General features: G+C 60.5%; 24 protein-coding genes. 15 read left to right on the top strand and 9 right to left on the bottom strand.

Going from position 1 to position 24348, the window contains the following annotated elements:
- Window positions 1–17: 17 nt before the first annotated feature.
- The 3 genes from J9870_RS23845 to J9870_RS23835 are packed head-to-tail and all read left to right on the top strand — an operon-like array spanning window position 18 to window position 3082.
- Complete coding sequence (locus J9870_RS23845; RefSeq protein ID WP_210640675.1) at window positions 18–1199, top strand: amino acid ABC transporter permease; 1182 nt, start codon at window positions 18–20, stop codon at window positions 1197–1199.
- Between the two features lie 10 nt (window positions 1200–1209).
- Window positions 1210–2307 (top strand): amino acid ABC transporter permease, encoded by a 1098-nt coding sequence (locus J9870_RS23840; RefSeq protein WP_210640673.1) that lies wholly within the window; start codon window positions 1210–1212, stop codon window positions 2305–2307.
- A 10-nt stretch (window positions 2308–2317) separates the two neighbouring features.
- The gene (locus J9870_RS23835; RefSeq protein WP_003205299.1) at window positions 2318–3082 is read left to right on the top strand and encodes an amino acid ABC transporter ATP-binding protein; all 765 of its coding nucleotides are present in this window, start codon (window positions 2318–2320) and stop codon (window positions 3080–3082) included.
- A gap of 63 nt (window positions 3083–3145) precedes the next feature.
- On the opposite strand, the gene J9870_RS23830 is transcribed toward J9870_RS23835, so the two are convergent.
- Together J9870_RS23830 and J9870_RS23825 are read right to left on the bottom strand one after the other, a co-directional pair.
- Window positions 3146–3628: a type II toxin-antitoxin system MqsA family antitoxin gene (locus tag J9870_RS23830; RefSeq protein ID WP_210640671.1), complete on the bottom strand. Its 483-nt coding sequence runs from the start codon at window positions 3626–3628 to the stop codon at window positions 3146–3148.
- Window positions 3625–3936 (bottom strand): type II toxin-antitoxin system MqsR family toxin, encoded by a 312-nt coding sequence (locus J9870_RS23825; protein ID WP_210640669.1) that lies wholly within the window; start codon window positions 3934–3936, stop codon window positions 3625–3627. Before J9870_RS23825 ends, J9870_RS23830 begins: the two co-directional genes overlap by 4 nt.
- 165 nt (window positions 3937–4101) lie before the next feature.
- Between J9870_RS23825 and J9870_RS23820 the strand changes: the two genes are divergently transcribed.
- From J9870_RS23820 to J9870_RS23800, 5 genes are all read left to right on the top strand, one after another.
- Window positions 4102–4761 carry a FadR/GntR family transcriptional regulator gene (locus tag J9870_RS23820; RefSeq protein WP_210640668.1) on the top strand — a complete coding sequence of 220 codons (660 nt, stop codon included), beginning with the start codon at window positions 4102–4104 and terminating at the stop codon, window positions 4759–4761.
- A gap of 36 nt (window positions 4762–4797) precedes the next feature.
- The gene (locus tag J9870_RS23815; protein WP_210640666.1) at window positions 4798–6102 is read left to right on the top strand and encodes a CynX/NimT family MFS transporter; all 1305 of its coding nucleotides are present in this window, start codon (window positions 4798–4800) and stop codon (window positions 6100–6102) included.
- An 87-nt stretch (window positions 6103–6189) separates the two neighbouring features.
- Window positions 6190–6660 (top strand): nuclear transport factor 2 family protein, encoded by a 471-nt coding sequence (locus J9870_RS23810; RefSeq protein ID WP_003178340.1) that lies wholly within the window; start codon window positions 6190–6192, stop codon window positions 6658–6660.
- 41 nt (window positions 6661–6701) lie between these two features.
- Window positions 6702–7025, top strand: a complete 324-nt coding sequence (locus J9870_RS23805; protein ID WP_135847039.1) for a GIY-YIG nuclease family protein — start codon at window positions 6702–6704, stop codon at window positions 7023–7025.
- A 79-nt stretch (window positions 7026–7104) separates the two neighbouring features.
- Window positions 7105–8040 (top strand): glutathione S-transferase family protein, encoded by a 936-nt coding sequence (locus J9870_RS23800; protein ID WP_210640664.1) that lies wholly within the window; start codon window positions 7105–7107, stop codon window positions 8038–8040.
- Window positions 8041–8251: 211 nt separating this feature from the next.
- On the opposite strand, the gene J9870_RS23795 is transcribed toward J9870_RS23800, so the two are convergent.
- The gene (locus J9870_RS23795; RefSeq protein WP_210640662.1) at window positions 8252–8608 is read right to left on the bottom strand and encodes a glutaredoxin family protein; all 357 of its coding nucleotides are present in this window, start codon (window positions 8606–8608) and stop codon (window positions 8252–8254) included.
- Complete coding sequence (gene yejK / locus J9870_RS23790) at window positions 8608–9612, bottom strand: nucleoid-associated protein YejK (protein WP_014340016.1); 1005 nt, start codon at window positions 9610–9612, stop codon at window positions 8608–8610. Before yejK ends, J9870_RS23795 begins: the two co-directional genes overlap by 1 nt.
- A gap of 396 nt (window positions 9613–10008) precedes the next feature.
- Between yejK and J9870_RS23785 the strand changes: the two genes are divergently transcribed.
- Entirely contained in the window at window positions 10009–10290 is a 282-nt protein-coding gene (locus tag J9870_RS23785) for an HU family DNA-binding protein (RefSeq protein ID WP_007905514.1), read from the top strand.
- Window positions 10291–10376: 86 nt separating this feature from the next.
- Here the strand turns inward: J9870_RS23785 and rlmF are convergent, their stop codons facing one another.
- The 5 genes from rlmF to J9870_RS23760 all read right to left on the bottom strand — a co-directional run bounded on the left by rlmF (window position 10377) and on the right by J9870_RS23760 (window position 17103).
- A complete protein-coding gene (rlmF, locus tag J9870_RS23780; protein WP_210640660.1) occupies window positions 10377–11402 on the bottom strand; it encodes a 23S rRNA (adenine(1618)-N(6))-methyltransferase RlmF in 1026 nt (341 codons plus the stop codon).
- 264 nt (window positions 11403–11666) lie between these two features.
- Window positions 11667–14513: a valine--tRNA ligase gene (locus J9870_RS23775; RefSeq protein ID WP_210640658.1), complete on the bottom strand. Its 2847-nt coding sequence runs from the start codon at window positions 14511–14513 to the stop codon at window positions 11667–11669.
- Between the two features lie 237 nt (window positions 14514–14750).
- Complete coding sequence (locus tag J9870_RS23770; RefSeq protein ID WP_210640651.1) at window positions 14751–15116, bottom strand: DNA polymerase III subunit chi; 366 nt, start codon at window positions 15114–15116, stop codon at window positions 14751–14753.
- A 7-nt stretch (window positions 15117–15123) separates the two neighbouring features.
- Entirely contained in the window at window positions 15124–15552 is a 429-nt protein-coding gene (locus J9870_RS23765; RefSeq protein ID WP_210640648.1) for a DNA polymerase III subunit chi, read from the bottom strand.
- Between the two features lie 60 nt (window positions 15553–15612).
- Window positions 15613–17103 (bottom strand): leucyl aminopeptidase, encoded by a 1491-nt coding sequence (locus J9870_RS23760; RefSeq protein WP_210640646.1) that lies wholly within the window; start codon window positions 17101–17103, stop codon window positions 15613–15615.
- Window positions 17104–17417: 314 nt separating this feature from the next.
- On the opposite strand from J9870_RS23760, the gene lptF reads away from it, so the two are divergent.
- The 6 genes from lptF to era all read left to right on the top strand — a co-directional run bounded on the left by lptF (window position 17418) and on the right by era (window position 24279).
- Window positions 17418–18539 (top strand): LPS export ABC transporter permease LptF, encoded by a 1122-nt coding sequence (gene lptF / locus J9870_RS23755; protein WP_210640644.1) that lies wholly within the window; start codon window positions 17418–17420, stop codon window positions 18537–18539.
- Window positions 18532–19593, top strand: a complete 1062-nt coding sequence (lptG, locus tag J9870_RS23750) for an LPS export ABC transporter permease LptG (RefSeq protein ID WP_210640642.1) — start codon at window positions 18532–18534, stop codon at window positions 19591–19593. The genes lptF and lptG overlap by 8 nt, the downstream gene beginning before the upstream one ends.
- 257 nt (window positions 19594–19850) lie before the next feature.
- Window positions 19851–21650 carry a translation elongation factor 4 gene (gene lepA / locus J9870_RS23745; protein ID WP_210640640.1) on the top strand — a complete coding sequence of 600 codons (1800 nt, stop codon included), beginning with the start codon at window positions 19851–19853 and terminating at the stop codon, window positions 21648–21650.
- Window positions 21651–21655: 5 nt separating this feature from the next.
- The gene (gene lepB, locus J9870_RS23740; protein WP_210640632.1) at window positions 21656–22510 is read left to right on the top strand and encodes a signal peptidase I; all 855 of its coding nucleotides are present in this window, start codon (window positions 21656–21658) and stop codon (window positions 22508–22510) included.
- A gap of 184 nt (window positions 22511–22694) precedes the next feature.
- Window positions 22695–23384, top strand: a complete 690-nt coding sequence (rnc, locus tag J9870_RS23735; protein ID WP_210640630.1) for a ribonuclease III — start codon at window positions 22695–22697, stop codon at window positions 23382–23384.
- Window positions 23377–24279, top strand: a complete 903-nt coding sequence (gene era, locus J9870_RS23730; RefSeq protein ID WP_063324534.1) for a GTPase Era — start codon at window positions 23377–23379, stop codon at window positions 24277–24279. Before rnc ends, era begins: the two co-directional genes overlap by 8 nt.
- The last annotated feature ends 69 nt before the right edge of the window (window positions 24280–24348 follow it).

Raw genomic sequence — 24348 nt, 5'->3', positions numbered from 1 at the left:
TCTTTGCGGGGCACTTCATGCAAAATTCAATCGGCGCACCTAAGCAGAGGCTCAGCCTCAGCGATCCACGAGTGCGTGCGTGGGTATTTCAGATCGTCACGGTCGTGGCGGTTATTTCGCTGGGCTGGTTTCTGTTCGATAACACGCAGACCAACCTCCAGCATCGGGGCATTACCTCCGGTTTCGGCTTCCTGGAACGCAGTGCCGGGTTCGGCATTGCCCAACACCTGATCGACTACACCGAAGCGGACAGCTATGCCCGCGTCTTCGTAATCGGGTTGCTCAATACGCTGTTGGTGACCTTCATCGGCGTGATCCTGGCGACCATCCTCGGGTTCATCATCGGCGTGGCGCGACTGTCGCAGAACTGGATCATCTCCAAGCTGGCGACTGTTTATGTCGAGGTCTTCCGTAACATTCCACCGCTGCTGCAAATCCTGTTCTGGTACTTTGCGGTATTCCTGAGCATGCCGGGACCGCGCGCTGCCCATAACTTCGGCGACACCTTCTTTGTCAGCAGCCGGGGCTTGAACATGCCTGCCGCGCTGGTGGCCGAAGGCTTCTGGCCGTTCGTGATCAGCGTGGTGCTGGCCATCGTTGCCATCGTGCTGATGACGCGCTGGGCCAACAAGCGTTTCGAAGCGACCGGCGAGCCGTTTCATAAGTTCTGGGTCGGCCTGGCGCTGTTCCTGGTGATCCCGGCCCTGTGCGCGCTGCTGTTTGGTGCCCCGGTGCATTGGGAAATGCCGAAGCTGCAAGGCTTCAACTTCGTCGGTGGCTGGGTACTGATCCCGGAACTGCTGGCTCTGACCCTGGCCTTGACCGTGTACACCGCGGCGTTCATCGCCGAGATCGTGCGTTCGGGCATCAAGTCGGTCAGCCATGGCCAGACCGAGGCGGCCCGTTCCCTGGGGCTGCGCAACGGCCCGACCCTGCGCAAGGTGATCATCCCGCAGGCCCTGCGAGTGATCATTCCACCGTTGACCAGCCAATACCTGAACCTGGCGAAAAACTCGTCCCTGGCAGCCGGTATCGGTTATCCGGAAATGGTTTCGCTGTTTGCCGGTACGGTGTTGAACCAGACCGGCCAGGCCATCGAGGTGATTGCGATCACCATGAGCGTGTACCTGGCGATCAGTATCAGCATTTCCTTGCTGATGAACTGGTACAACAAGCGCATTGCGCTGATCGAACGGTGAGGAAACGCGCATGACGACTCATACTTTCAAACCTGACATGCCCCCGCCGGGCAGCAGCATCGGCGTGGTGGCGTGGATGCGCGCCAACATGTTCTCCAGCTGGATCAACACGCTGCTGACGCTGTTCGCGTTCTACCTGATCTACCTGATCGTTCCACCGCTGTTGCACTGGGCGATCCTCGATGCCAACTGGGTCGGTACCACCCGCGCCGACTGCACCAAGGAAGGCGCTTGCTGGGTGTTCATCCAGCAGCGTTTCGGTCAGTTCATGTACGGCTACTACCCAGCGGACCTGCGCTGGCGTGTAGACCTGACCGTGTGGCTGGCGGTCATCGGTGTGGCGCCGTTGTTCATCTCGCGCTTCCCGCGCAAGGCGATCTACGGCCTGAGCTTCCTGGTGCTGTACCCGATCATCGCCTGGTGCCTGCTGCACGGCGGCGTGTTCGGCCTGGACGCCGTGGCGACCAGCCAATGGGGCGGCTTGATGCTGACCCTGGTAATCGCCACCGTCGGTATCGTCGGCGCACTGCCGTTGGGCATCGTCCTGGCGTTGGGCCGTCGCTCGAACATGCCGGCGATTCGCGTGGTCTGCGTGACCTTCATCGAATTCTGGCGCGGCGTGCCGTTGATCACGGTGCTGTTCATGTCCTCGGTGATGCTGCCGCTGTTCCTGCCCGAAGGCATGAACTTCGACAAGTTGTTGCGGGCGCTGATCGGGGTGATCCTGTTCCAGTCGGCCTACATTGCCGAAGTGGTGCGGGGTGGCCTGCAAGCCATTCCCAAGGGCCAATACGAAGCGGCTGCAGCGATGGGCCTGGGCTACTGGCGCAGCATGGGCCTGGTGATTCTGCCGCAAGCCTTGAAGATGGTGATCCCGGGGATCGTCAACACCTTCATTGCGTTGTTCAAGGATACGAGCCTGGTGATCATCATCGGCTTGTTCGACCTGCTCAACAGCGTGAAACAAGCTGCCGCCGACCCGAAATGGCTGGGCATGGCCACCGAAGGCTATGTGTTCGCCGCCCTGGTGTTCTGGATTTTCTGTTTTGGTATGTCCCGCTATTCCATGCATTTGGAACGCAAGCTGGACACTGGCCACAAGCGTTAGGAGTTGACTCATGAGTGAAGCGATCAAACAGCCTGTGAGCCCTGAAGGCATTATTCAGATGCAGGGCGTGAACAAGTGGTACGGCCAGTTCCACGTGTTGAAAGACATCAACCTGAACGTCAAGCAGGGCGAGCGTATCGTGCTGTGCGGCCCGTCGGGCTCCGGTAAGTCGACCACCATCCGCTGCCTCAATCGCCTGGAAGAACACCAGCAGGGTCGCATCGTGGTCGACGGTGTGGAACTGACCAACGACCTCAAGCAGATCGAAGCGATCCGCCGCGAAGTCGGCATGGTGTTCCAGCACTTCAACCTGTTCCCGCACCTGACCATCCTGCAGAACTGCACTCTGGCGCCGATGTGGGTGCGCAAGATGCCCAAGCGCAAGGCCGAGGAAATCGCCATGCATTACCTGGAGCGCGTGCGCATTCCAGAGCAGGCGAACAAGTACCCTGGCCAGCTTTCCGGCGGTCAGCAGCAGCGTGTGGCCATCGCCCGTGCCCTGTGCATGAAGCCGAAAATCATGCTGTTCGATGAGCCGACTTCGGCACTCGACCCGGAAATGGTGAAAGAGGTTCTGGACACCATGATCGGCCTGGCCGAAGACGGCATGACCATGCTCTGCGTGACCCACGAGATGGGCTTTGCCCGCACCGTGGCCAACCGCGTGATCTTCATGGACAAGGGCGAAATCGTCGAACAGGCCGCGCCGAACGACTTCTTCGACAACCCGCAGAATGACCGCACCAAGCTGTTCCTGAGCCAGATCCTGCATTGATCCAGCCTTAGGCAGTGAAATGAACCCGGACTTGTCCGGGTTTATTTTTTCTGCTTCGGCTGCTCAGGAAGCCGTGAGGGTTTCGTGCTCCCTGTGCACCGTCGTCTTGAAACCTCTCAAGTCCGCGTCTTCGGCCAGGGCTCGCGCATCTGCAAGCAGATGCGGGTAACGGTCAAGCAGACGCATCAGCAAGATCAACGCCTTGGATGGCACTACCTCGCCGCGCTCGTAGCGGGAAAACGCATTGTGTCCACCGCCCGATAGCAGCAGTACCGCTTCCTTTTGCGATAGATGCAGTTTGCGCCGGACACGTTTGATCTCTTCGCCGATCATTCGCCTGGCCGCATTGACCAGTTCATCACCTGCGTGGTCGTAGCGATCCGAGCAGCTTGAATCGAGTTCGACTTCGCCGCACATCTGACATTCCCAGCCAGACAAGTCATCGACCCGGCGTTCCAGTCCCTTGACGCTCATGGTTTCGCCGCGACCTTCGAAATGCAACATGCCCTCCGAGGCACCACAGCTGAAGCATTGCTGGTGTTTCATGAGCTTTTCTCCTTGAAGGAAATTACCGGTGGGCCTCCGCTGGGGCGGTACGTCACCTTCAGGTAAATCTGCAGACCGTGTGAATTGGCGTGGTAGACGTCACGCCAGACCCGATGATCGTCATAGGTGGTCATCGATTTGTAGAACTGTTTTCGCTCAAGGCCGTGGATGACCTGTTGCATGTCCGAGACGTTTAAACCAAGTGTTCGAGCAGTGTTCTTCGCGGTGCTGGTGAAAGCTTTCCCTTTAAGCCGTCTGACATCCGCCTGTATCGCCACCAAGGCGTAATGGGGTGTGTTCTTTTCCATGGAACGGTGTGCCTTGTCCTTAAAATTACCCTTAAAGGGTAATTTTGGCTAATCGAAAATTTCGCTCCTTTTCCGTCCCATTGACCCTAGGCGGTTGCCGTCCTACATGAAGCTGACTAACATGTCAGAAAATTCATCCTATGATTGGATGAAAAGGCGAATCCAATGTCAGATAGCTCTCCGTTAATAAAGCGCTCCCTGGTCGATCAGGCCCTGGAACAATTGCGTCGGCGCATCAGTGATGGGGTGTGGGTCATCGGCCAGCGCCTGCCTACCGAGCCGGAGCTGGTGGCGGAGCTGGGGATCAGCCGCAACACCGTGCGCGAAGCCATGCGTGTGTTGGCGTTTTCCGGGTTGATCGAGATCCGTCAGGGCGACGGCAGTTACGTGCGGGCGGTGGTTGATCCGCTGGATACCCTCAAGGTGTTGTCGCGCTGTTCGTTGGAGCAGGCCCGGGAAACCCGGCATATCCTGGAAGTCGAGGCCATCGGCCTGGCCGCGCTGCGACGCACCGATGAAGACTTGATTGCCTTGCGCCAGGCGCTGCAAGACAGCGGTGAGCATTACCACGGCGACCTGGAGCACTACATTGCCTGCGACCTGGTGTTCCATCGCCTCCTGGTGGATGCCGCGCACAACCCTGCGCTCAGCGAGCTCTATCGCTACTTTTCCAGCGTCATCGGCGCACAGTTGCGCCAGAGCCTCAACATCACCCCGCGCCATCAACATGTGTTCGACCTGCACGTCGAAATCCTTGAAGCCGTCGAGCAACAGGATCCGCAACGGGCCAAGGCCCTGTGCCGCCAGTTGATCAATGAACCCTGAGCTCTTGAAATCCTGAGCCCCGAACTCGAGTTTTCCATGTCCCGCGATCTGCTTGACCGTACCCACTCGACGACGCCCAAACGCACCGCCGAACTTGAACAACTGTTGATCGACGCCGAGGCCGATGATGAGCAGGCCCAGCGGAGCCAGCCCTTGGTGTGCAGGCCTTGGCTGTTGCTGCTGGGGTTGATCCTGGTGGCGCTGAACCTGCGTCCGGCGCTGTCGAGCATGGCCCCGTTGCTCGGCGAGGTTTCACAAAGCCTTGGCCTGTCGGCTGCCCAAGCCGGTTTGCTGACTACGCTGCCCGTGCTTTGTCTGGGGCTGTTCGCGCCGCTGGCGCCGGTGTTGGCGCGGCGCTTCGGGGCTGAGCGCGTGGTGCTGGGGATCTTGCTGACGCTGGCTGGCGGGATCATTTTGCGCAGCTCATTCGGCCAGGTCGGCCTGTTCGCGGGCAGCATCCTGGCCGGTGCGAGCATCGGTGTGATTGGCGTGCTGCTGCCGGGCATCGTCAAGCGCGACTTCGCCAAACAGGCCGGTGCCATGACCGGTGTCTATACCATGGCGCTGTGCCTGGGCGCGGCGATGGCGGCCGGGGCAACGGTGCCATTGAGCGAGCGCCTGGGCCACAGCTGGACCCTGGGCCTGGGTTTCTGGGTGGTTCCGGCGCTGCTGGCAGCGCTGTTCTGGCTGCCGCAAGTGGGGCAGAAACACGGTGCGCATCAGGTGGCGTATCGGGTTCGCGGCTTGCTGCGCGATCCCCTGGCCTGGCAGGTGACGTTGTACATGGGGTTGCAATCGTCCCTGGCCTACATCGTGTTTGGCTGGCTGCCGTCGATCCTCATTGGCCGGGGCCTGAGCCCGACCCAGGCCGGGTTGGTGCTGTCCGGCTCAGTCATTGTGCAGTTGATCAGTTCTCTGGCGGCACCCTGGCTGGCGACGCGTGGCAAGGACCAGCGCCTGGCCATCGTGATCGCCATGCTCATGGCGCTGGGGGGGCTGTTCGGTTGTCTTTATGCGCCGCTCGAAGGTTTGTGGGGCTGGGCAATCCTGCTCGGCCTGGGGCAGGGCGCGACGTTCAGCTTGGCGCTGACGCTGATCGTGCTGCGTTCGCGAGACGCCCATGTGGCCGCGAACCTCTCCAGCATGGCCCAGGGCTTTGGTTATACGCTGGCGTCGCTGGGGCCGTTCGCGGTGGGCGTAGTCCACGACGTGACCGGCGGCTGGAATGCCTTGGGCTGGATCTTCGGTCTGGTTGGCCTCGGTGCGATCATCGCGGGCATCGGCGCAGGTCGGGCGTTGTACGTGGGGGTCAGCAGCGAAAAAGTTACCGATCTTCGTTGATGTCATTTTCATGGCGAATGACGATAGTCTTCCCTGCTGTGGCAGATTATCGTGCAGGCCTATTGAAGCGAATTTCGGAGTCTGTCCATGAGTGATGCCCATAACGCCTTGATCACCCGCTTTTACCAGGCCTTCCAGCGCCTGGACGCCGAAGCGATGAGCGCTTGCTACACCGACGATGTGGTGTTCAGCGACCCGGCGTTTGGTGAATTGCGTGGACGTGATGCCGGTGACATGTGGCGCATGCTCACCACCCGGGCCAAGGATTTCTCCCTGACCTTCGATAACGTGCGCAGCGATGAGCGTACCGGTGGAGCTCATTGGGTGGCGACCTACCTGTTCAGCCAGACGGGTAACGTCGTGATCAATGACATCCAGGCGCGGTTCGTTTTTCGCGACGGCAAGATCTGCGAGCACCATGACAGCTTTGACCTGTGGCGTTGGTCCCGTCAGGCGTTGGGCACCAAAGGGCTGCTGCTGGGCTGGACGCCGCTGGTGCGCAACGCCGTCAGGGCCCAGGCGCTCAAGGGGCTGCGGGCGTTCCAGGCCAGTCGCTGATAAGATCGCGGCTTGTTTCCTTTGCGCCCGTTGAACCTGTCGTGACGACCACCAATCCATCTTCCGATCTGCCTGTGCAAGCCACGACCGAACCGGGCAAGCCCTGGTTCGTCTACTTGGTGCGGGCCGCCAACGGCTCGCTGTATTGCGGCATCAGTGATGACCCGGTGCGGCGTTTCGCCAAGCATCAAAGTGGCAAGGGCGCGCGCTTCTTTCTCTCGAGCCCGGCGGTGGCGCTGGTGTACACCGAAGCCTGTCGCGACAAGGGCGAAGCCCTGCGCCAGGAGCGACTGATCAAAAAGCTCAGGAAAAGCGCCAAGGAATGCCTGGTGGCGAGTGCCACGCAGCTCCATCAGCCGCACTGATAAGTCTTTATCAGGAGGGTGGGCGCTGCGTCCATGGCGCGCTAAGCTGCGGGACTTCCTTCCAGCAGTGGCCAATCCCATGCCAGAGTTGATTCTTCATCATTACCCGACGTCTCCTTTCGCGGAAAAAGCCCGGCTGTTGCTGGGCTTCAAGGGCCTGTCCTGGCGTTCGGTGAGTATCCCGCCGATGATGCCCAAGCCTGACCTGACGGCACTGACGGGTGGCTATCGCAAGACACCGGTATTGCAGATCGGCGCGGATGTCTATTGCGATACGTCGCTGATCGCCCGTCGGTTGGAGCAGGAAAAAGCCTCGCCGGCCCTGTTCCCCGAAGGTCGGGAGATGCTGGCTGCATCCTTTGCTGCCTGGGCCGACTCGGTGGTGTTCCAGCATGCCGTGAGCCTGGTGTTCCAGCCTGAGTCGGTGGCGGTGCGTTTCGCCAAGCTATCGCCTGAAGCCATCAAGGCGTTCATCAGCGACCGCGCCGGGCTGTTCAGTGGCGGCACGACCACGCGCTTGCCCGCCGATCAGGCCAAGCACCAGTGGCCGACGATCATGGCCCGCCTGGAGCAACAGTTGCAGCGCGAGGAGGGCGATTTCCTGTTGGGTGATCCGTCGATTGCCGACTTCGCCATGGCCCATCCGCTGTGGTTCCTCAAGGGCACCCCGGTAACTTCGCCGCTGGTGGACGCGTATCCGGCTGTTTCGGCGTGGTTCACGCGAGTGCTGGGTTTCGGCCATGGCGCGTCGAGTCAGATGAGTGCCGAAGAAGCCTTGGACGTTGCCCGCAACGCGACACCGGCAGCGCTGCCGGATGAGTCGTTCGAAGAGCCGAACGGGTTTGCGCCGGGGCAACAAGTGAGCATCGCTGCGACTGACTACGGCGTCGATCCTGTGGTCGGGGAGTTGCTGTTTGCCGGTCGCGAGGAGCTGATCCTGCGCCGCGAAGACGCGCGCGGCGGGGTGGTGCATGTGCACTTTCCGCGGTTTGGGTTTCGGATCGAGGCTCGATGAACGACCAATGACCCTGTGGGAGCGAGCTTGCTCGCGATGGCGACAGATCAGTCAATATTGATGTTGAATGTCAGTCCGCTATCGCGAGCAAGCTCGCTCCCACAATGATTCACGGCGGACATGAATCCTGTGGCCACCACAATTTCACTGTGGGAGCGAGCCTGCTCGCGATGAGGAAATCAGACCCCAACATCCCCGTTAGCGAACAACCCTATGTCGCGGACAACGCCTTGAGAATATTCTCCGGCTCAAACCCACGAATCAACGTGCCGTTCACATCGAGAATCGGAATCCCTCGACCGCCCAACGCCTCATAGGCCTTGCGCGCCTCGGCATCCTTCTCGATATCGAACTCGCGAAACGGCACGCCTTTCTCATCCAGGAATCGTCGGGTCGCCTTGCAGTAGCCGCACCAGTCGGTGGCATACAGCACGACCCGGGCATCGGCCCGGATCTGTTCAGGCAGCATCTGCGACGGGTTGAACACCCGCTCGATCTTGCCCCAGTTCTGGTAAGTCACCACCACCAGCAGAACCAGCAGAAACTTCTTCAGTACCCCACCGAGCATCAATTACGCCGCTTGAGCTGATCGGTCAGCGACGTCGGCAGGCCCTTGATGATCAACGTACCGGCTTCTTCGTCATACTCGATCTTGGAGCCCAGCAGGTGCGCTTCGAAGCTGATGGACAGGCCTTCGGCGCGGCCGGTGAAACGGCGGAACTGGTTGAGGGTGCGTTTATCCGCCGGGATCTCCGGCGACAGCCCGTAGTCCTTGTTGCGGATGTGGTCGTAGAAGGCTTTCGGGCGATCCTCGTCGATCAGCTCGGACAGTTCTTCCAGGCCCATCGGCTCGCCGAGCTTGGCCTGGCTGCTGGCGTAATCCACCAGGGTCTTGGTTTTTTCCCGGGCATCGTCTTCCGGCAGGTCTTCGCTTTCGACGAAGTCACTGAAGGCCTTGAGCAGGGTGCGGGTCTCACCGGGGCCGTCGACGCCTTCCTGGCAGCCGATGAAGTCGCGGAAGTACTCCGAGACCTTCTTGCCATTCTTGCCCTTGATGAAGGAGATGTATTGCTTGGATTGCTTGTTGTTCTGCCATTCCGACACGTTGATCCGCGCCGCCAGGTGCAATTGGCCCAGGTCCAGGTGCCGGGATGGGGTCACGTCCAGCTCATCGGTCACCGCCACGCCTTCGCTGTGGTGCAGCAGGGCGATTGCCAGGTAGTCGGTCATGCCCTGTTGATAATGTGCGAACAGCACGTGACCGCCCACCGACAGGTTGGACTCTTCCATCAGCTTTTGCAGGTGTTCCACCGCCACGCGACTGAACGCGGTGAAATCCTTGCCGCCGTCGAGGTACTCCTTCAGCCAGCCGCTGAACGGATGCGCCCCGGACTCGGCATGGAAAAAGCCCCAAGCCTTGCCTTGTTTGGCGTTGTAGCTCTCGTTAAGGTCGGCGAGCATGTTCTCGATGGCCGTGGACTCTGCCAGTTCGGAGTCACGGGCGTGGAGCACTGCGGGCGTGCCGTCGGGTTTTTTGTCGATCAGGTGGACGATGCAATGACGGATCGGCATGGGTTTCTCGGCTGATGAAAGAGAGGAGGAGGGCGCTCCCCAAAAAAGGCCCAGTGTACCGCAATCACTGGTTTTGGAACCCAGCAAAGCCCCTTTCAGGGCCTCGCGACAGGTCATATGCAATTTTTTACCGTTTTAGCGCAAGAAAGCTGACCAAATGGGTAGCTAGAAGCGGATATTTCAGAGGCGTTGTGCTAGTTTTGCCCGGTCTTACGCGAAGTCACTGCGTTAAGCGTGCATTCAGCATCTGTCAGGTCGAACCAAACCCGGTTTTCGGCATCTATTACCCCGATCCGTCGTGGTGATTGCCGAGGGTGCCTGATCCAGAAAGATCGGGCTCGATGGCTGACACTGCACTCTGCAATCCATATGAATTTGATAGGGAAGGAACACTACATGGCTCTTACTAAAGACCAACTGATCGCTGACATCGCTGAAGCAATCGACGCGCCGAAAACCACCGCGCGTAACGCTCTGGACCAACTGGGCCAAATCGTTGCCGATCAGCTGGAAAATGGCGGCGAAATCACTCTGCCAGGTATCGGCAAGCTGAAAGTCACCGAGCGTCCTGCCCGTACTGGCCGCAACCCTTCGACTGGCGCTGCCATCGAAATCGCTGCCAAGAAAGTGATCAAGCTGGTTGTGGCCAAAGGCCTGACCGACGCGGTCAACAAGTAAGATCGCTGCAAAAAAAAACCGTGCTGCGGAGCGATCCGGGCACGGTTTTTTGTTGCCTTGGATAAAGTGGCCTGTGGTGAGGGGATTCAGCCCTTGCGGACCCAGCGCGACTGGCGCCACGCTTGTTGTTGCGCCTCGGTTTGAAAGGTCCAGGCCACGAAACGGCTTTGCTTCTGCCCCTGGGACATTTCCACCACCTGGCTGTGCAGCGCGCCGGCCTTTTTCAACGCACCCTGGATCGCCGGCAGGTTCGACGCCTTCGACACCAGTGTGCTGAACCACAGCACCTGGTTGGCAAGTTGTGCGCTTTCGCTGATCAGTTGTGTGACGAACCGCGCTTCCCCACCCTCGCACCACAGCTCCGCCGCCTGGCCACCGAAGTTCAGCACCGGCAGCTTGCGTTTCGGATCGGCCTTGCCCAATGCTCGCCACTTGCGCTGGCTGCCCTTGGTGGCTTCCTCCAGGGACGCGTGGAACGGCGGGTTGCACATGGTCAGGTCGAATTGCTCGGCGTCCTCCAGCAAGCCCAGCAGGATCTGCTTGCGATTGGCTTGCTGGCGCAACTGGATGACCTTGTTCAGCCCGTTGGACTGGACAATCGCCTTGGCCGAGGCGATGGCCGTCGGGTCGATCTCCGAGCCCAGGAAGTGCCAGCGGTAGTCGCTGTAGCCGATCAGCGGATAGACGCAGTTGGCGCCGGTGCCGATGTCCAGCACCTTCACCGCGGCCCCGCGAGGGATTTCACCGTTGTTGTGGCTGGCGAGCAAGTCGGCGAGAAAGTGCACGTAGTCTGCACGACCTGGCACCGGAGGGCACAGGTAATCGGCCGGAATATCCCAATGGGCGATGCCGTAGAAGGATTTGAGCAGCGCCCGGTTGAACACCCGCACGGCCTCGGGGCTGGCGAAATCGATGCTTTCCTTGCCATAGGGGTTGATGATCACGAACTTGGCCAATTCAGGCGTGGACTTGATCAACGCCGGGAAGTCGTAGCGGCCCTGGTGGCGGTTGCGCGGATGCAGGCTGGCCTTCTCCCGCGGCGCCACGGCTTTGGCCTCGGTGGCGGGTTTGGGCTTTTGCCGGGCGGGTTTGGGTGTGCGGGGGGCAGTCATGGGCGGGTCGATTCGGGGAGGGTTCAAAAAGTGGCGGGTATTGTCCCACATCCGGCCCCTGTGAACCCAACTGCAACGCTCAACACTATCTACTGTGGGAGCGAGCTTGCTCGCGATGGCGGGGCTACATTCAACATTGATGCATGCTGACCCTCCGTCATCGCGAGCAAGCTCGCTCCCACAGTGGGCCACATTGGTTGTAAGAAAGTGCCAGGCATAAAAAAGGAGGTCCATCAGGACCTCCTTCTTCATTGCGAGCCACCGTTACAGGCTGGCAATCCGCGCGTGCTGCTCGGCCAGCTTGCCCAAGGCCTGTTCGGCCTCGGCCAGTTTGGCCCGTTCCTTCTCGATGACTTCGGCCGGGGCCTTGTCGACGAAGCCGGCATTGGACAGCTTGCCGCCGACCCGCTGCACTTCGCCTTTGAGACGCAGGATTTCCTTGTCCAGGCGCGCCAGTTCCGCTGCCTTGTCGATCAGGCCGGCCATTGGCACCAGCACTTCCATCTCACCCACCAGGGCGGTAGCGGACAACGGCGCTTCTTCGCCAGCCGCCAGGACGGTCACCGATTCGAGCTTCGCCAGTTTCTTGAGCAGCGCCTCGTTTTCGTGGAGACGACGCAGGTCTTCGGCGCTGGCGTTCTTCAGGAACAGGGTCAGCGGCTTGCCCGGGCCGATGTTCATCTCGGCGCGGATGTTACGCAGGCCCAGCATGAAGGTCTTGAGCCATTCGATGTCGTCTTCGGCCGCCGGATCGATACGTGTTTCGTTGGCCACCGGCCAAGGTTGCAGCATGATCGTCTTGCCTTGGGCGCCGGCCAGTGGTGCGATGCGCTGCCAGATTTCCTCGGTGATGAACGGCATGAATGGATGAGCCAGGCGCAGGGCCACTTCCAGTACGCGTACCAGGGTGCGACGGGTGCCGCGCTGGCGTTCGACCGGTGCGTTTTCGTCCCACAACACAGGCTTGGACAGTTCCAGGTACCAGTCGCAATACTGGTTCCAGATGAACTCGTACAAGGCCTGCGCGGCCAGGTCGAAACGGAACTGATCAAGCTGGCGCGTCACTTCGGCCTCGGTGCGTTGCAACTGCGAGATGATCCAGCGATCGGCCAGGGTCAATTCGTAGGCTTCGCCGTTCTGGCCGCAGTCTTCGCCTTTGTCGAGCACGTAGCGCGCGGCGTTCCAGATCTTGTTGCAGAAGTTGCGGTAGCCTTCGACGCGGCCCATGTCGAACTTGATGTCACGACCGGTGGATGCCAGCGAGCAGAAGGTGAAACGCAGGGCGTCGGTGCCGTAGCTGGCGATGCCCTCGGCGAATTCTTCGCGGGTGGCTTTCTCGATTTTCTTCGCCAGTTTGGGCTGCATCAGGCCGGAGGTGCGTTTTTGCACCAGGGTTTCCAGGTCGATACCGTCGATGATGTCCAGCGGGTCCAGTACGTTGCCCTTGGACTTGGACATCTTCTGGCCCTGGCCATCGCGCACCAGGCCGTGGACGTAGACGGTCTTGAATGGGACTTGCGGTGTGCCGTCTTCGTTTTTCACCAGGTGCATGGTCAGCATGATCATCCGGGCGACCCAGAAGAAAATGATGTCGAAACCGGTGACCAATACGTCGGTGGAGTGGAATTTTTTCAGGAACTCGGTCTGCTGCGGCCAGCCCAGGGTGGAGAAGGTCCACAGGCCCGAACTGAACCAGGTATCGAGAACGTCGTTGTCCTGTTGCAGCGCCACGTCCGGGCCGAGGTTGTGCTTGGCGCGGACTTCGGCTTCATCGCGGCCGACATAGACCTTGCCCGACTCGTCGTACCAGGCCGGGATGCGATGGCCCCACCATAGTTGACGGCTGATGCACCAATCCTGGATGTCGCGCATCCACGAGAAGTACATGTTTTCGTATTGCTTGGGCACGAACTGGATGCGGCCGTCTTCCACGGCGGCAATTGCCGGCTCGGCCAGCGGCTTGGTGGACACGTACCACTGGTCGGTCAACCACGGCTCGATGATGGTACCGGAACGGTCGCCTTTCGGGACTTTCAGGGCGTGGTCGTCGACGCTGACCAGCAGGCCGGCGGCATCGAATGCCGCGACGATCTGCTTGCGCGCTTCGAAGCGGTCCAGGCCGGCGTATTCGGCCGGAATCTGGCCATCGACGCTGTCGTTCAGCGTGCCGTCGAGGTTGAACACCTGGGCGGCGGGCAGGACGTTGGCATTCTTGTCGAAGATGTTCAGCAGCGGCAGGTTGTGGCGCTTGCCGACTTCGTAGTCGTTGAAGTCGTGGGCCGGGGTGATTTTCACGCAGCCGGTGCCGAATTCAGGGTCGCAGTAGTCGTCGCCGATGATCGGGATGCGCCGGCCAACCAACGGCAGTTCGACGAACTTGCCAATCAGGGCCTTGTAGCGCTCATCATTCGGGTTCACCGCTACGGCGGCATCGCCCAGCATGGTTTCCGGACGCGTGGTGGCGACGATCAGGTAATCCTTGCCTTCGGCGGTTTTCGCGCCATCGGCCAGTGGATATTTCAGGTTCCACAGGAAGCCTTTTTCGTCGTGGTTTTCCACTTCAAGGTCGGAAATGGCCGTGTGCAGCTTGGTGTCCCAGTTGACCAGGCGCTTGCCGCGATAGATCAGGCCGTCTTCATGCAAGCGCACGAAAGCTTCTTTCACCGCTTCCGAAAGGCCATCGTCCATGGTGAAGCGCTCGCGGCTCCAGTCCACGGACGAGCCGAGGCGACGGATCTGGCGGCTGATGTTGCCACCGGACTCGTCTTTCCATTCCCAGACTTTCTCAAGGAATTTCTCGCGACCCAGGTCATGGCGATTCTGGCCCTGGGCTTCGAGGCGCCGTTCCACCAGCATCTGTGTGGCGATACCGGCGTGGTCGGTGCCCGGTTGCCACAGGGTGTTACGGCCTTGCATGCGGCGGAAACGGATCAGGGCGTCCATGATCGCGTTGTTGAAACCGTGACCCATGTGCAGGCTGCCGGTGACGTTCGGCGGCGGAATCATGATGGTGTAGGAATCGCCCGCGCCTTGCGGAGCGAAATAATTCTCGGACTCCCAGGTGTTGTACCAGGAAGTTTCAATGGCGTGCGGCTGGTAGGTCTTATCCATGCGCGGCGGGACCCTATTGGCATTTATTCAGGAAAAGCCGGGAAGTATAGCGGGCGGGGGAGATGCAAGCCACACGCAGCGAGCGGCAAGTGGGGCATATGTGTGGGCACTGTGAGCCCTGTGGGAACGAGCTTGCTCGCGATCGCAGTGGTTCAGCCTGCACCGATATTGGATGTGCCGGCCCCATCGCGAGCAAGCTCGCTCCCACAGGAAGTGCATTCAATCAGGCGTCGAATATTACTCGTACTGACTCAACAACCGCTCCATTCGCGCATCCAGCCGGCGCTTGATCTCGGTCTCGATGTGCGGGGCGAAGTCGTCGATGACGTCTTGCATGATCAATTGCGCGGCTGCGCGCAGTTCGCTGTCCAGGTGCAGCAGGGCGTCAGGACCCTTGGCCTCGGTCTTGGCGGCAGGCTTGGGTTCGGGTTGGCCGGTGATCGGTTCGAACAACAGCGGGATCTGTTCGTCGTGTACGGGGGCGTGCTCCACCGTATCGGTCAACAGCGGTGGTTGCAGGTTGTCGTCGCCGAGCAGTTGGCGAATCGACTCGAGGTCGTCCAGCAGGTGCGTGGGCTTTTGCGGCGGTTTTGGAGTGTCCATCGTAGGCTCAGAGTCGCTGTAAACGGTGGTCTTGCAGAGGATAGCCTTGTTCGCGGTAGAAGCGGAAACTCTCCCGCGCGGCTTGACGGATGGCCGGGTCTTCCACCACCACTTCCGCCACTCGGGCGAAGCGCTGGGCGAAGGCCGGCACCTTCAGGTCAAGGTTGACCAGCAGGTCCTGGTGGTGACCGCAGTCATCCCCCAGCCCCAGCACGATCAAGCCCTCGGGCTCGCTTTCGGCCGGGCCGTGGGGCACGAAGCTTTCGCCCTTGAAGGCCCAAAGGCGTGCATCCAGATCCTCGCGCTGGGCGGCATCGCTGCAATGCAGGTAGATGCGATGGCCCATGCGCCAGGCCTTTTCGGTGAGCTTGCAGGCGAAGTCCAGCCGCGCCGACGGATCGGCGCTGGGCAGGATGTAGAAATCGACTTTGGTCATTGCGGTTCCTGAGTCGCCGATGGCGCCACCGGCAGGCGACGCCATCGGCGGTCATCGGTGTCAGGCCTTGGCGCGGTCCAGCAGGTACTGGGTCAGCAGGGGCACCGGACGGCCGGTGGCACCCTTGTCCTTGCCGCCGCTGGTCCAGGCCGTGCCGGCGATGTCCAGGTGCGCCCAGTTCAGGTTCTTGGTGAAGCGCGACAGGAAGCACGCCGCGGTGATGGTCCCGGCTTTCGGGCCGCCGATATTGGCGATGTCGGCGAACGGGCTGTCCAGTTGCTCCTGGTACTCGTCGAACAGTGGCAACTGCCAGGCGCGGTCGTCGGCTTGCTGGCCGGCGCTGAGCAGTTGGCCGATCAGTTCGTCGTTGTTGCCCAGCAAACCCGAGGTGTGAGCGCCCAGGGCGACGACGCAGGCGCCGGTCAGGGTGGCGATGTCGATCACCGCTTGCGGCTTGAAGCGCTCGGAGTACGTGAGGGCGTCACACAGCACAAGGCGGCCTTCGGCGTCGGTGTTGAGGATTTCCACGGTCTGGCCGCTCATGGTGGTGACGATGTCGCCCGGACGCGAGGCTGTACCGCTTGGCATGTTCTCGGCGCAGGCCAGAATGCATACCAGGTTGATCGGCAATTGCAGTTCGAGCACGGCCCGCAGGGTGCCGAACACGCTGGCGGCGCCGCCCATGTCGTACTTCATTTCATCCATGCCGGCACCGGGCTTGAGGCTGATGCCGCCGGTGTCGAAGGTGATGCCCTTGCCCACCAGCGCGTAAGGCTTCTCGGATTTCTTGCCGCCGTTATATTGCATGACGATCAGGCGCGGCGGCTGGGCGCTGCCCTGGCCGACGGAGTAGAACGAACCCATGCCCAGGTCTTTGATTTTCTTTTCGTCGAAGACTTCGACTTTCAAGCCCTTGAATTCCTTGCCCAAGGCCTTGGCCTGTTCACCCATGAACGTCGGGTGGCAGATGTTCGGCGGCAGGTTGCCCAGATCGCGGGTGAAGGCCATGCCATTGGCAATCGCGGTGGCGTGGGTCACGGCGCGCTGGACTTCGGCCTGGGCGGCCTTGATGGTCAGCAGGGTGATTTTTTTCAGGGCGCGGGGTTCGGCTTTCTGGCTCTTGAACTGGTCGAACTGGTATTCGCCATCCACCAGGGTCTCGGCCAGCAGTCGGTTCTTGCCGTAGCTGTCACGACCCTTGACCACCAGTTCGTCCAGCGCCAGTGCGGCATCAACGCCACCCAGGCCCTTGAGGGTGCTCAGCACGCCGGCGATGATTTTACGCAAGGGACGGTCGCCCAGTTCGGCATCCTTGCCCACGCCTACCAGCAGCACGCGTTCGGCCTTGAGGTTGGGCAGGTTGTGCAGCAACAGGCTCTGGCCGACTTTGCCGGCCAGGTCGCCGCGCTTGAGCACGGCGCTGATGGCGCCGCCGCTAAGGGTATCGAGCTGGGTGGCGACCACGCCGAGTTTGCGGTTTTCACCGACGGCGACTACCAGTGTGGCGGTTTTCAACGTTTCTGGGCTGACGCTTTTTACAACCAGTTCCATGTCCGGATCCCTGAGTCAATGGTCAAGATGCCAGGCGCCTAGACAATGGCGCGCTGAGCGAGCTTCTTCTATATAAAAGAAGCGCCGGTATTGCCGGCGACAAAGGCCGCAGTTTGAACCCCGGCGCCCGAGCCTGACAACCCCACTAGCAATGCTACTTTGCGGCTTTAAGCGGCGGTTTAAAGCGTGCGCAGTGACAGGCGCCTCCAATCACAGGATAATGCGGCTCTTTTTTCGGCGGTTCGCGTTGGCGGACCGGCTCGATACGTTTGCTTGTTTGGCCGCCTTAGCCTGACAACCTTGGAGTGTCTGGTTTGATTGTCTTTCGTTATCTATCCCGTGAAGTCCTGCTGACCCTGAGCGCCGTGAGCGCCGTGCTGCTGGTCATCATCATGAGCGGACGCTTCATCAAATACCTCGCCCAGGCGGCCTCTGGCGCTCTGGATCCGGGCTCCCTGTTCCTGATCATGGGCTTTCGCCTGCCCGGCTTCCTGCAACTGATCCTGCCGCTGGGGTTGTTCCTTGGCATTCTGCTGGCCTATGGTCGCTTGTACCTGGACAGCGAAATGACCGTGCTGTCGGCCACCGGCATGAGCCAGCAGCGCCTGTTTCGCATCACGCTGTTCCCGGCCACGCTGGTGGCGTTGGTGGTGGCCTGGCTGAGCCTGAGCCTGTCGCCCCAGGGTGCCAACCAGTTCCAACTGCTGATCAACAAGCAGGACGCCATGACCGAATTCGACACCCTGGTGCCTGGGCGCTTCCAGGCGTTGCGCGACGGTACCCGCGTCACCTACACCGAGCAGCTGTCGGACGACCGGATCGACCTGGGCGGTGTCTTCATCACGCAAAAGAACCTGTCTTCCGATACCAAGAAGGATCGCGGCATTTCCGTGCTGGTGGCCGAGAAGGGCCGCCAGGAAATCAACCCGGACGGCAATCGTTACCTGATCCTGGAAAACGGCTACCGCTATGACGGCAAGCCTGGCCAGGCCGACTATCGAGCCATCAAGTACGACACCTATGGCGTGCTGCTGCCCAAGCCCGAGGCCAGTGACGAAGTCACCGACCGCGATGCCATGCCTACCGCCAGTTTGCTGGGTAGCAACGACATCCGTGCGCGCACCGAGCTGCAATGGCGCCTGTCACTGCCGCTGCTGGTGTTCATCGTCACCCTCATGGCGGTCCCGCTGGCGCGCGTCAATCCGCGCCAGGGGCGTTTCCTCAAGCTGTTGCCGGCGATTCTTCTCTATATGGCCTACCTGACCATCCTGATTTCCGCCCGCAGTGCGCTGGAGAAAGGCAAGATCCCGCCAGCCCTGGGCTTGTGGTGGGTGCATTCGATCTTCCTGGCCATCGGCCTGGGGTTGCTCTACTGGGAGCCGCTACGCCTGAAGCTGGCCAGTCGCCGTAGCGCGCTGGAGGTGGCCCGTGGTTAAACTCGACCGCTACATCGGCAGCAGCGTGTTCATGGCGATCCTTGCAGTGCTGGGGATCATTCTTGGCCTGGCGACCCTGTTTGCCTTCATCGATGAAATGAGCGACGTCAGCGACACCTATACCCTGGCGGACGTGGCGAGCTACGTGCTGCTGACTGCGCCGCGGCGTTTGTACGACATGCTGCCGATGGCCGCGCTGATCGGTTGTCTGATCGGCCTGGGCAGCCTGGCCAGCAACAGCGAGTTGACCATCATGCGCGCCGCTGGCGTGTCCATTGGTCGGATCGTCTGGGCGGTGATGAAGCCGATGCTGGTGCTGATGTTGGTGGGGGTGTTGATCGGCGAATACATCGCCCCGGCCACCGAGAATACCGCCCAGGCCAACCGCTCCCTGGCCCAGGGCGGTGGCGATGCGCAAAGCGCCAAGCACGGCCTGTGGCACCGCCAGGGCGATGAGTTCATTCACATCAACTCGGTCCAGCCCAACGGCATCCTGTATGGCGTGACCCGTTATCGCTTTGACGGGCAGCGGCACATGTTGTCGTCGAGCTTCGCCAAGCGCGCCAAGTTCGCCGACGATCACTGGCAACTGAGCGATGTCACCACCACCCTGTTCCACGACAAGCGCACCGAGGTGGTCACCGCCCCGCAAGAGCGATGGGATGTGTCGATCAGCCCGCAATTGCTCAGCACCGTGGTGATGGCGCCGGAGTCCCTGTCGATTACGGGGTTGTGGGGGTATATCCACTACCTGGCGGACCAGGGCCTGAACAACGGCCGCTACTGGCTGGCGTTTTGGGTCAAGGTGTTGCAGCCGCTGGTCACCGCTGCCCTGGTGCTGATGGCGATTTCCTTCATCTTTGGCCCGCTGCGTTCGGTGACCCTTGGCCAGCGCGTGTTTACTGGTGTGCTGGTGGGCTTCACTTTCCGTATTGCCCAGGATCTGCTGGGGCCATCGAGCCTGGTGTTCGGTTTCTCGCCGCTGTTTGCGGTGCTGGTGCCGGCCGCTGTCTGTGCCTTGGCAGGGCTCTGGTTGCTGCGTCGGGCCGGTTGACCCCAATTTCCTGTGGCGGGGGAGCTTCTGTGGCGAGGGGATTTATCCCCGGTGGGCTGCCAAGCAGCCCCCTGCGTTCTGCCTGATACCTCGCAATGGCTGATAGATCCTGGGACTGCTACGCAGTCCAGCGGGGATAAGTCCCCTCGCCACAAGTGCTCATCGACAGGCGAACGTGACGCTTGCGCGCTGTATCAGGTACAATTCCCGGCTATTTTTCGGCGGGCCATGCCTGCAGCCTTTTTGAGTGTTGATCCGTGAGTGATTTGAGTCATATCCGCAATTTCTCCATCATCGCCCACATTGACCATGGCAAGTCGACGCTGGCTGATCGCTTCATCCAGATGTGCGGCGGCCTGGCCGAGCGTGAAATGGAAGCCCAGGTCCTGGATTCCATGGATCTGGAGCGTGAACGCGGGATCACCATCAAGGCCCACAGCGTTACCCTCTACTACAAGGCCCGCGACGGCATCACCTATCAGCTGAACTTCATCGATACCCCGGGCCACGTTGACTTCACCTATGAAGTCAGCCGGTCGCTGGCGGCCTGTGAAGGTGCCTTGCTGGTGGTCGACGCCGGCCAGGGCGTCGAAGCCCAGTCGGTTGCCAACTGCTACACGGCCATCGAGCAGGGCCTGGAAGTCATGCCGGTGCTGAACAAGATCGACCTGCCCCAGGCTGATCCGGACCGCGTGAAGGAAGAAATCGAGAAGATCATCGGCATCGACGCCACCGACGCGGTCACCTGCAGCGCCAAGACCGGCCTGGGCGTGGACGAAGTGCTCGAGCGCCTGGTGCACACCATTCCCGCGCCGACCGGCAACATCGAAGATCCGCTGCAAGCGTTGATCATCGACTCCTGGTTCGACAATTACCTGGGTGTGGTGTCCCTGGTTCGTGTGCGCCATGGCCGCGTGAAGAAGGGCGACAAGATCCTGGTCAAATCCACCGGCAAGATCCACCTGGTGGACAGCGTCGGTGTATTCAATCCGAAACACACCGCCACGGTCGACCTGAAGGCCGGTGAAGTAGGCTTCATCATCGCCGGCATCAAGGACATCCACGGGGCGCCGGTCGGTGACACCCTGACCTTGAGCTCCACTCCCGACGTCGATGTGCTGCCCGGTTTCAAGCGGATCCAGCCGCAGGTCTACGCCGGCCTGTTTCCGGTCAGCTCCGACGATTTCGAAGACTTCCGCGAAGCCCTGCAAAAGCTGACGCTGAACGACTCGTCCCTGCAATACACCCCGGAAAGCTCCGACGCCCTGGGCTTCGGCTTCCGTTGCGGGTTCCTGGGCATGCTGCACATGGAAATCATCCAGGAGCGCCTGGAGCGCGAGTACGACCTGGACCTGATTACCACGGCACCGACCGTAATCTTCGAGCTGCTGCTCAAGAACGGCGAAACCATTTACGTCGACAACCCGTCCAAGTTGCCAGACCTGTCCGCTATCGAGGATATGCGCGAGCCGATCGTGCGAGCCAACATCCTTGTGCCTCAGGAGCACCTGGGCAACGTCATTACCCTGTGCATTGAAAAGCGCGGCGTACAGCACGACATGCTGTTCCTTGGCAGCCAGGTCCAAGTGACCTACGACCTGCCGATGAACGAAGTGGTGCTGGACTTCTTCGATCGCCTGAAATCCACCAGTCGCGGCTATGCTTCGCTGGACTATCATTTCGATCGTTATCAATCGGCTAATCTGGTGAAGCTGGATGTGCTGATCAACGGTGAGAAAGTCGATGCCCTGGCATTGATCGTGCACCGTGACAACGCGCATTACAAAGGTCGTGCATTGACCGAAAAGATGAAGGAACTGATTCCGCGGCAGATGTTCGACGTGGCAATCCAGGCCGCCATTGGCGGGCAGATTGTGGCGCGTACAACCGTCAAGGCGCTCAGAAAGAACGTATTGGCCAAATGCTACGGCGGCGACGTCAGCCGCAAGCGCAAGCTGTTGGAAAAGCAGAAGGCCGGTAAAAAACGCATGAAGCAGGTCGGTAACGTGGAAATTCCACAGGAAGCCTTCCTTGCGGTGCTCAGGTTGGATAGTTAGGTCCTATGTCGCTAAATTTCCCGCTGTTGCTGGTAATCGCCGTGTTCGTCTGCGGCCTGTTGGCGTTGCTTGATCTGTTGTTCCTGGCGCCTCGGCGCCGGGCAGCCATCGCCTCCTATCAGGGCAGCGTCAGCCAGCCTGATGGTGTGGTGATCGAAAAGCTCAACAAGGAACCGCTGCTGGTCGAATACGGCAAGTCGTTCTTTCCGGTGTTGTTCATCGTATTGGTGCTGCGCTCGTTCCTGGTGGAGCCGTTCCAGATCCCATCCGGTTCCATGAAACCTACCCTGGACGTGGGCGATTTCATCCTGGTGAACAAGTTCTCCTACGGGATCCGCCTGCCGGTGATCGACAAGAAAGTCATCGAGGTCGGTGACCCGCAACGCGGCGATGTAATGGTGTTCCGCTTCCCCAGCGACCCGAACGTCAACTACATCAAGCGTGTGGTCGGCCTGCCGGGCGACAAGATCCGCTACACCGCCGACAAGCGTCTGTTCGTCAACGGTGAACTGGTGGCCGAACAGCTGATCGGCTCCGAGCCGGGCACACTGGGCAGTGCCGAGCTCTACCAGGAAAAACTCGGTGAGGTCGAGCATTTGATCCGCAAGGAAATGAGCCGCTACCGTGCTACGCCGGACCATTCGTGGACCGTGCCGGCCGGGCACTATTTCATGATGGGCGACAACCGCGACAACTCCAACGACAGCCGTTACTGGGATGATCCAAACATTCCCAAGGACATGCTGGGCATGGTCCCCGACCGGAATATCGTCGGCAAGGCCTTTGCGGTCTGGATGAGCTGGCCGGAACCCAAACTCAGTCACCTGCCGAATTTTTCGCGGGTTGGCCTGATCAAGTAATCACACACGGCGCTGTTGAACACAGCGCCGAATGCATTTCTGGAGCCTGCACAAGGCTGCCCGAAGGCATGAAGCCAACGATAGTCAGGACGTCATTTTTGAACACAGCGTTAATTGTCCCAAGCCAACGGCGCCTTGCCGCCGTGGCGGTGGAATCCAGCCACGAACTCAGCGTGGGTAAACCGTGAGCGTTTCTCTCAGTCGTCTCGAGCGTCAGCTCGGCTACACCTTCAAGGACCAGGAACTGATGGTCCTGGCCCTCACTCACCGCAGTTTTGCCGGGCGCAACAACGAACGCCTGGAATTCCTCGGTGATGCCATCCTCAACTTCGTGGCTGGCGAGGCGTTGTTCGAACGTTTCCCGTTGGCCCGCGAAGGCCAGTTGTCGCGTTTGCGCGCGCGCCTGGTAAAAGGTGAGACCCTGGCCGTACTGGCCCGTGGTTTTGACCTGGGTGAATATCTGCGCCTGGGCTCCGGTGAATTGAAGAGCGGCGGTTTCCGTCGTGAGTCGATCCTGGCTGACGCCCTGGAAGCGTTGATTGGCGCGATCTACCTGGATTCGGGCATGGAAATGGCGCGCGAGCGCGTGCTGGCCTGGCTGACTTCCGAGATCGACAGCCTGACGCTGGTGGACACCAACAAGGACCCGAAAACCCGTTTGCAGGAATTCCTGCAATCACGCAGTTGCGAGCTGCCGCGCTACGAAGTCGTGGACATCCAGGGTGAGCCGCATTGCCGAACCTTCTTCGTCGAATGCGAAGTGGTCTTATTGAATGAAAAAAGCCGAGGTCAGGGTGTGAGTCGTCGTATTGCCGAACAGGTAGCGGCCGCCGCAGCACTGATTGCCCTGGGCGTGGAGAATGGCAATGACTGATACAACCGTCACCCGCTGCGGCTATGTCGCCATTGTCGGCCGGCCGAACGTGGGCAAGTCCACGCTGCTGAACCACATCCTGGGCCAGAAGCTGGCGATCACCTCGCGCAAGCCCCAGACCACTCGCCACAACATGCTGGGGATCAAGACCGAAGGCGCCGTGCAGGCGATCTACGTCGACACCCCGGGCATGCACAAGGGCGGTGAAAAGGCCTTGAACCGCTACATGAACAAGACCGCTTCGGCGGCGTTGAAAGATGTCGATGTAGTGATCTTCGTGGTCGATCGCACCAAGTGGACTGACGAAGACCAGATGGTTCTCGAGCGCGTCCAGTACGTCACCGGTCCGCTGATCGTGGCGCTGAACAAGACCGACCGCATCGAAGACAAGGCTGAGCTGATGCCGCATCTGTCCTGGTTGCAGGAACAGCTGCCGAACGCCCAGATCATCCCGATTTCTGCCCAGCATGGGCATAACCTCGACGCGCTGGAGCGGGTGATTGCCGAGCACCTGCCGGAAAACGATCACTTCTTCCCCGAAGACCAGATCACCGACCGCAGCAGCCGTTTCCTCGCCGCGGAACTGGTGCGCGAAAAAATCATGCGCCAGATGGGCGCCGAGCTGCCGTACCAGATCACCGTGGAAATCGAAGAGTTCAAGCAGCAGGGCAAGACCCTGCATATCCATGCGTTGATCCTCGTCGAGCGTGACGGCCAGAAGAAAATCATCATCGGCGACAAGGGCGAGCGCATCAAACGCATCGGCACCGAAGCGCGCAAGGACATGGAGCTGTTGTTCGACTCCAAGATCATGCTCAACCTGTGGGTCAAGGTGAAGGGTGGCTGGTCCGATGACGAGCGGGCGTTGCGTTCGCTGGGTTACGGCGACCTCTGATCGCATAACCGGATACACCGAGAACCATTGTGGGAGCGAGCTTGCTCGCGATGAGGGCCTGATATTCAA

Source organism: Pseudomonas sp. Tri1, assembly GCF_017968885.1.
Classification (GTDB): Bacteria; Pseudomonadota; Gammaproteobacteria; order Pseudomonadales; family Pseudomonadaceae; genus Aquipseudomonas.
This window is presented reverse-complemented; position numbering and strand designations above follow the sequence as displayed.

Excerpts from the sequence above, each read along its gene's own strand:
- J9870_RS23845 (WP_210640675.1), top strand. The coding sequence starts at position 18 with ATGCAAAATTCAATCGGCGCACCTAAGCAGAGGCTCAGCCTCAGCGAT.
- J9870_RS23840 (WP_210640673.1), top strand. The coding sequence starts at position 1,210 with ATGACGACTCATACTTTCAAACCTGACATGCCCCCGCCGGGCAGCAGC.
- J9870_RS23835 (WP_003205299.1), top strand. The coding sequence starts at position 2,318 with ATGAGTGAAGCGATCAAACAGCCTGTGAGCCCTGAAGGCATTATTCAG.
- J9870_RS23830 (WP_210640671.1), bottom strand. The coding sequence starts at position 3,628 with ATGAAACACCAGCAATGCTTCAGCTGTGGTGCCTCGGAGGGCATGTTG.
- J9870_RS23825 (WP_210640669.1), bottom strand. The coding sequence starts at position 3,936 with ATGGAAAAGAACACACCCCATTACGCCTTGGTGGCGATACAGGCGGAT.
- J9870_RS23820 (WP_210640668.1), top strand. The coding sequence starts at position 4,102 with ATGTCAGATAGCTCTCCGTTAATAAAGCGCTCCCTGGTCGATCAGGCC.
- J9870_RS23815 (WP_210640666.1), top strand. The coding sequence starts at position 4,798 with ATGTCCCGCGATCTGCTTGACCGTACCCACTCGACGACGCCCAAACGC.
- J9870_RS23810 (WP_003178340.1), top strand. The coding sequence starts at position 6,190 with ATGAGTGATGCCCATAACGCCTTGATCACCCGCTTTTACCAGGCCTTC.
- J9870_RS23800 (WP_210640664.1), top strand. The coding sequence starts at position 7,105 with ATGCCAGAGTTGATTCTTCATCATTACCCGACGTCTCCTTTCGCGGAA.
- J9870_RS23795 (WP_210640662.1), bottom strand. The coding sequence starts at position 8,608 with ATGCTCGGTGGGGTACTGAAGAAGTTTCTGCTGGTTCTGCTGGTGGTG.
- yejK (WP_014340016.1), bottom strand. The coding sequence starts at position 9,612 with ATGCCGATCCGTCATTGCATCGTCCACCTGATCGACAAAAAACCCGAC.
- J9870_RS23785 (WP_007905514.1), top strand. The coding sequence starts at position 10,009 with ATGGCTCTTACTAAAGACCAACTGATCGCTGACATCGCTGAAGCAATC.
- rlmF (WP_210640660.1), bottom strand. The coding sequence starts at position 11,402 with ATGACTGCCCCCCGCACACCCAAACCCGCCCGGCAAAAGCCCAAACCC.
- J9870_RS23775 (WP_210640658.1), bottom strand. The coding sequence starts at position 14,513 with ATGGATAAGACCTACCAGCCGCACGCCATTGAAACTTCCTGGTACAAC.
- J9870_RS23770 (WP_210640651.1), bottom strand. The coding sequence starts at position 15,116 with ATGGACACTCCAAAACCGCCGCAAAAGCCCACGCACCTGCTGGACGAC.
- J9870_RS23765 (WP_210640648.1), bottom strand. The coding sequence starts at position 15,552 with ATGACCAAAGTCGATTTCTACATCCTGCCCAGCGCCGATCCGTCGGCG.
- J9870_RS23760 (WP_210640646.1), bottom strand. The coding sequence starts at position 17,103 with ATGGAACTGGTTGTAAAAAGCGTCAGCCCAGAAACGTTGAAAACCGCC.
- lepB (WP_210640632.1), top strand. The coding sequence starts at position 21,656 with ATGTCGCTAAATTTCCCGCTGTTGCTGGTAATCGCCGTGTTCGTCTGC.
- era (WP_063324534.1), top strand. The coding sequence starts at position 23,377 with ATGACTGATACAACCGTCACCCGCTGCGGCTATGTCGCCATTGTCGGC.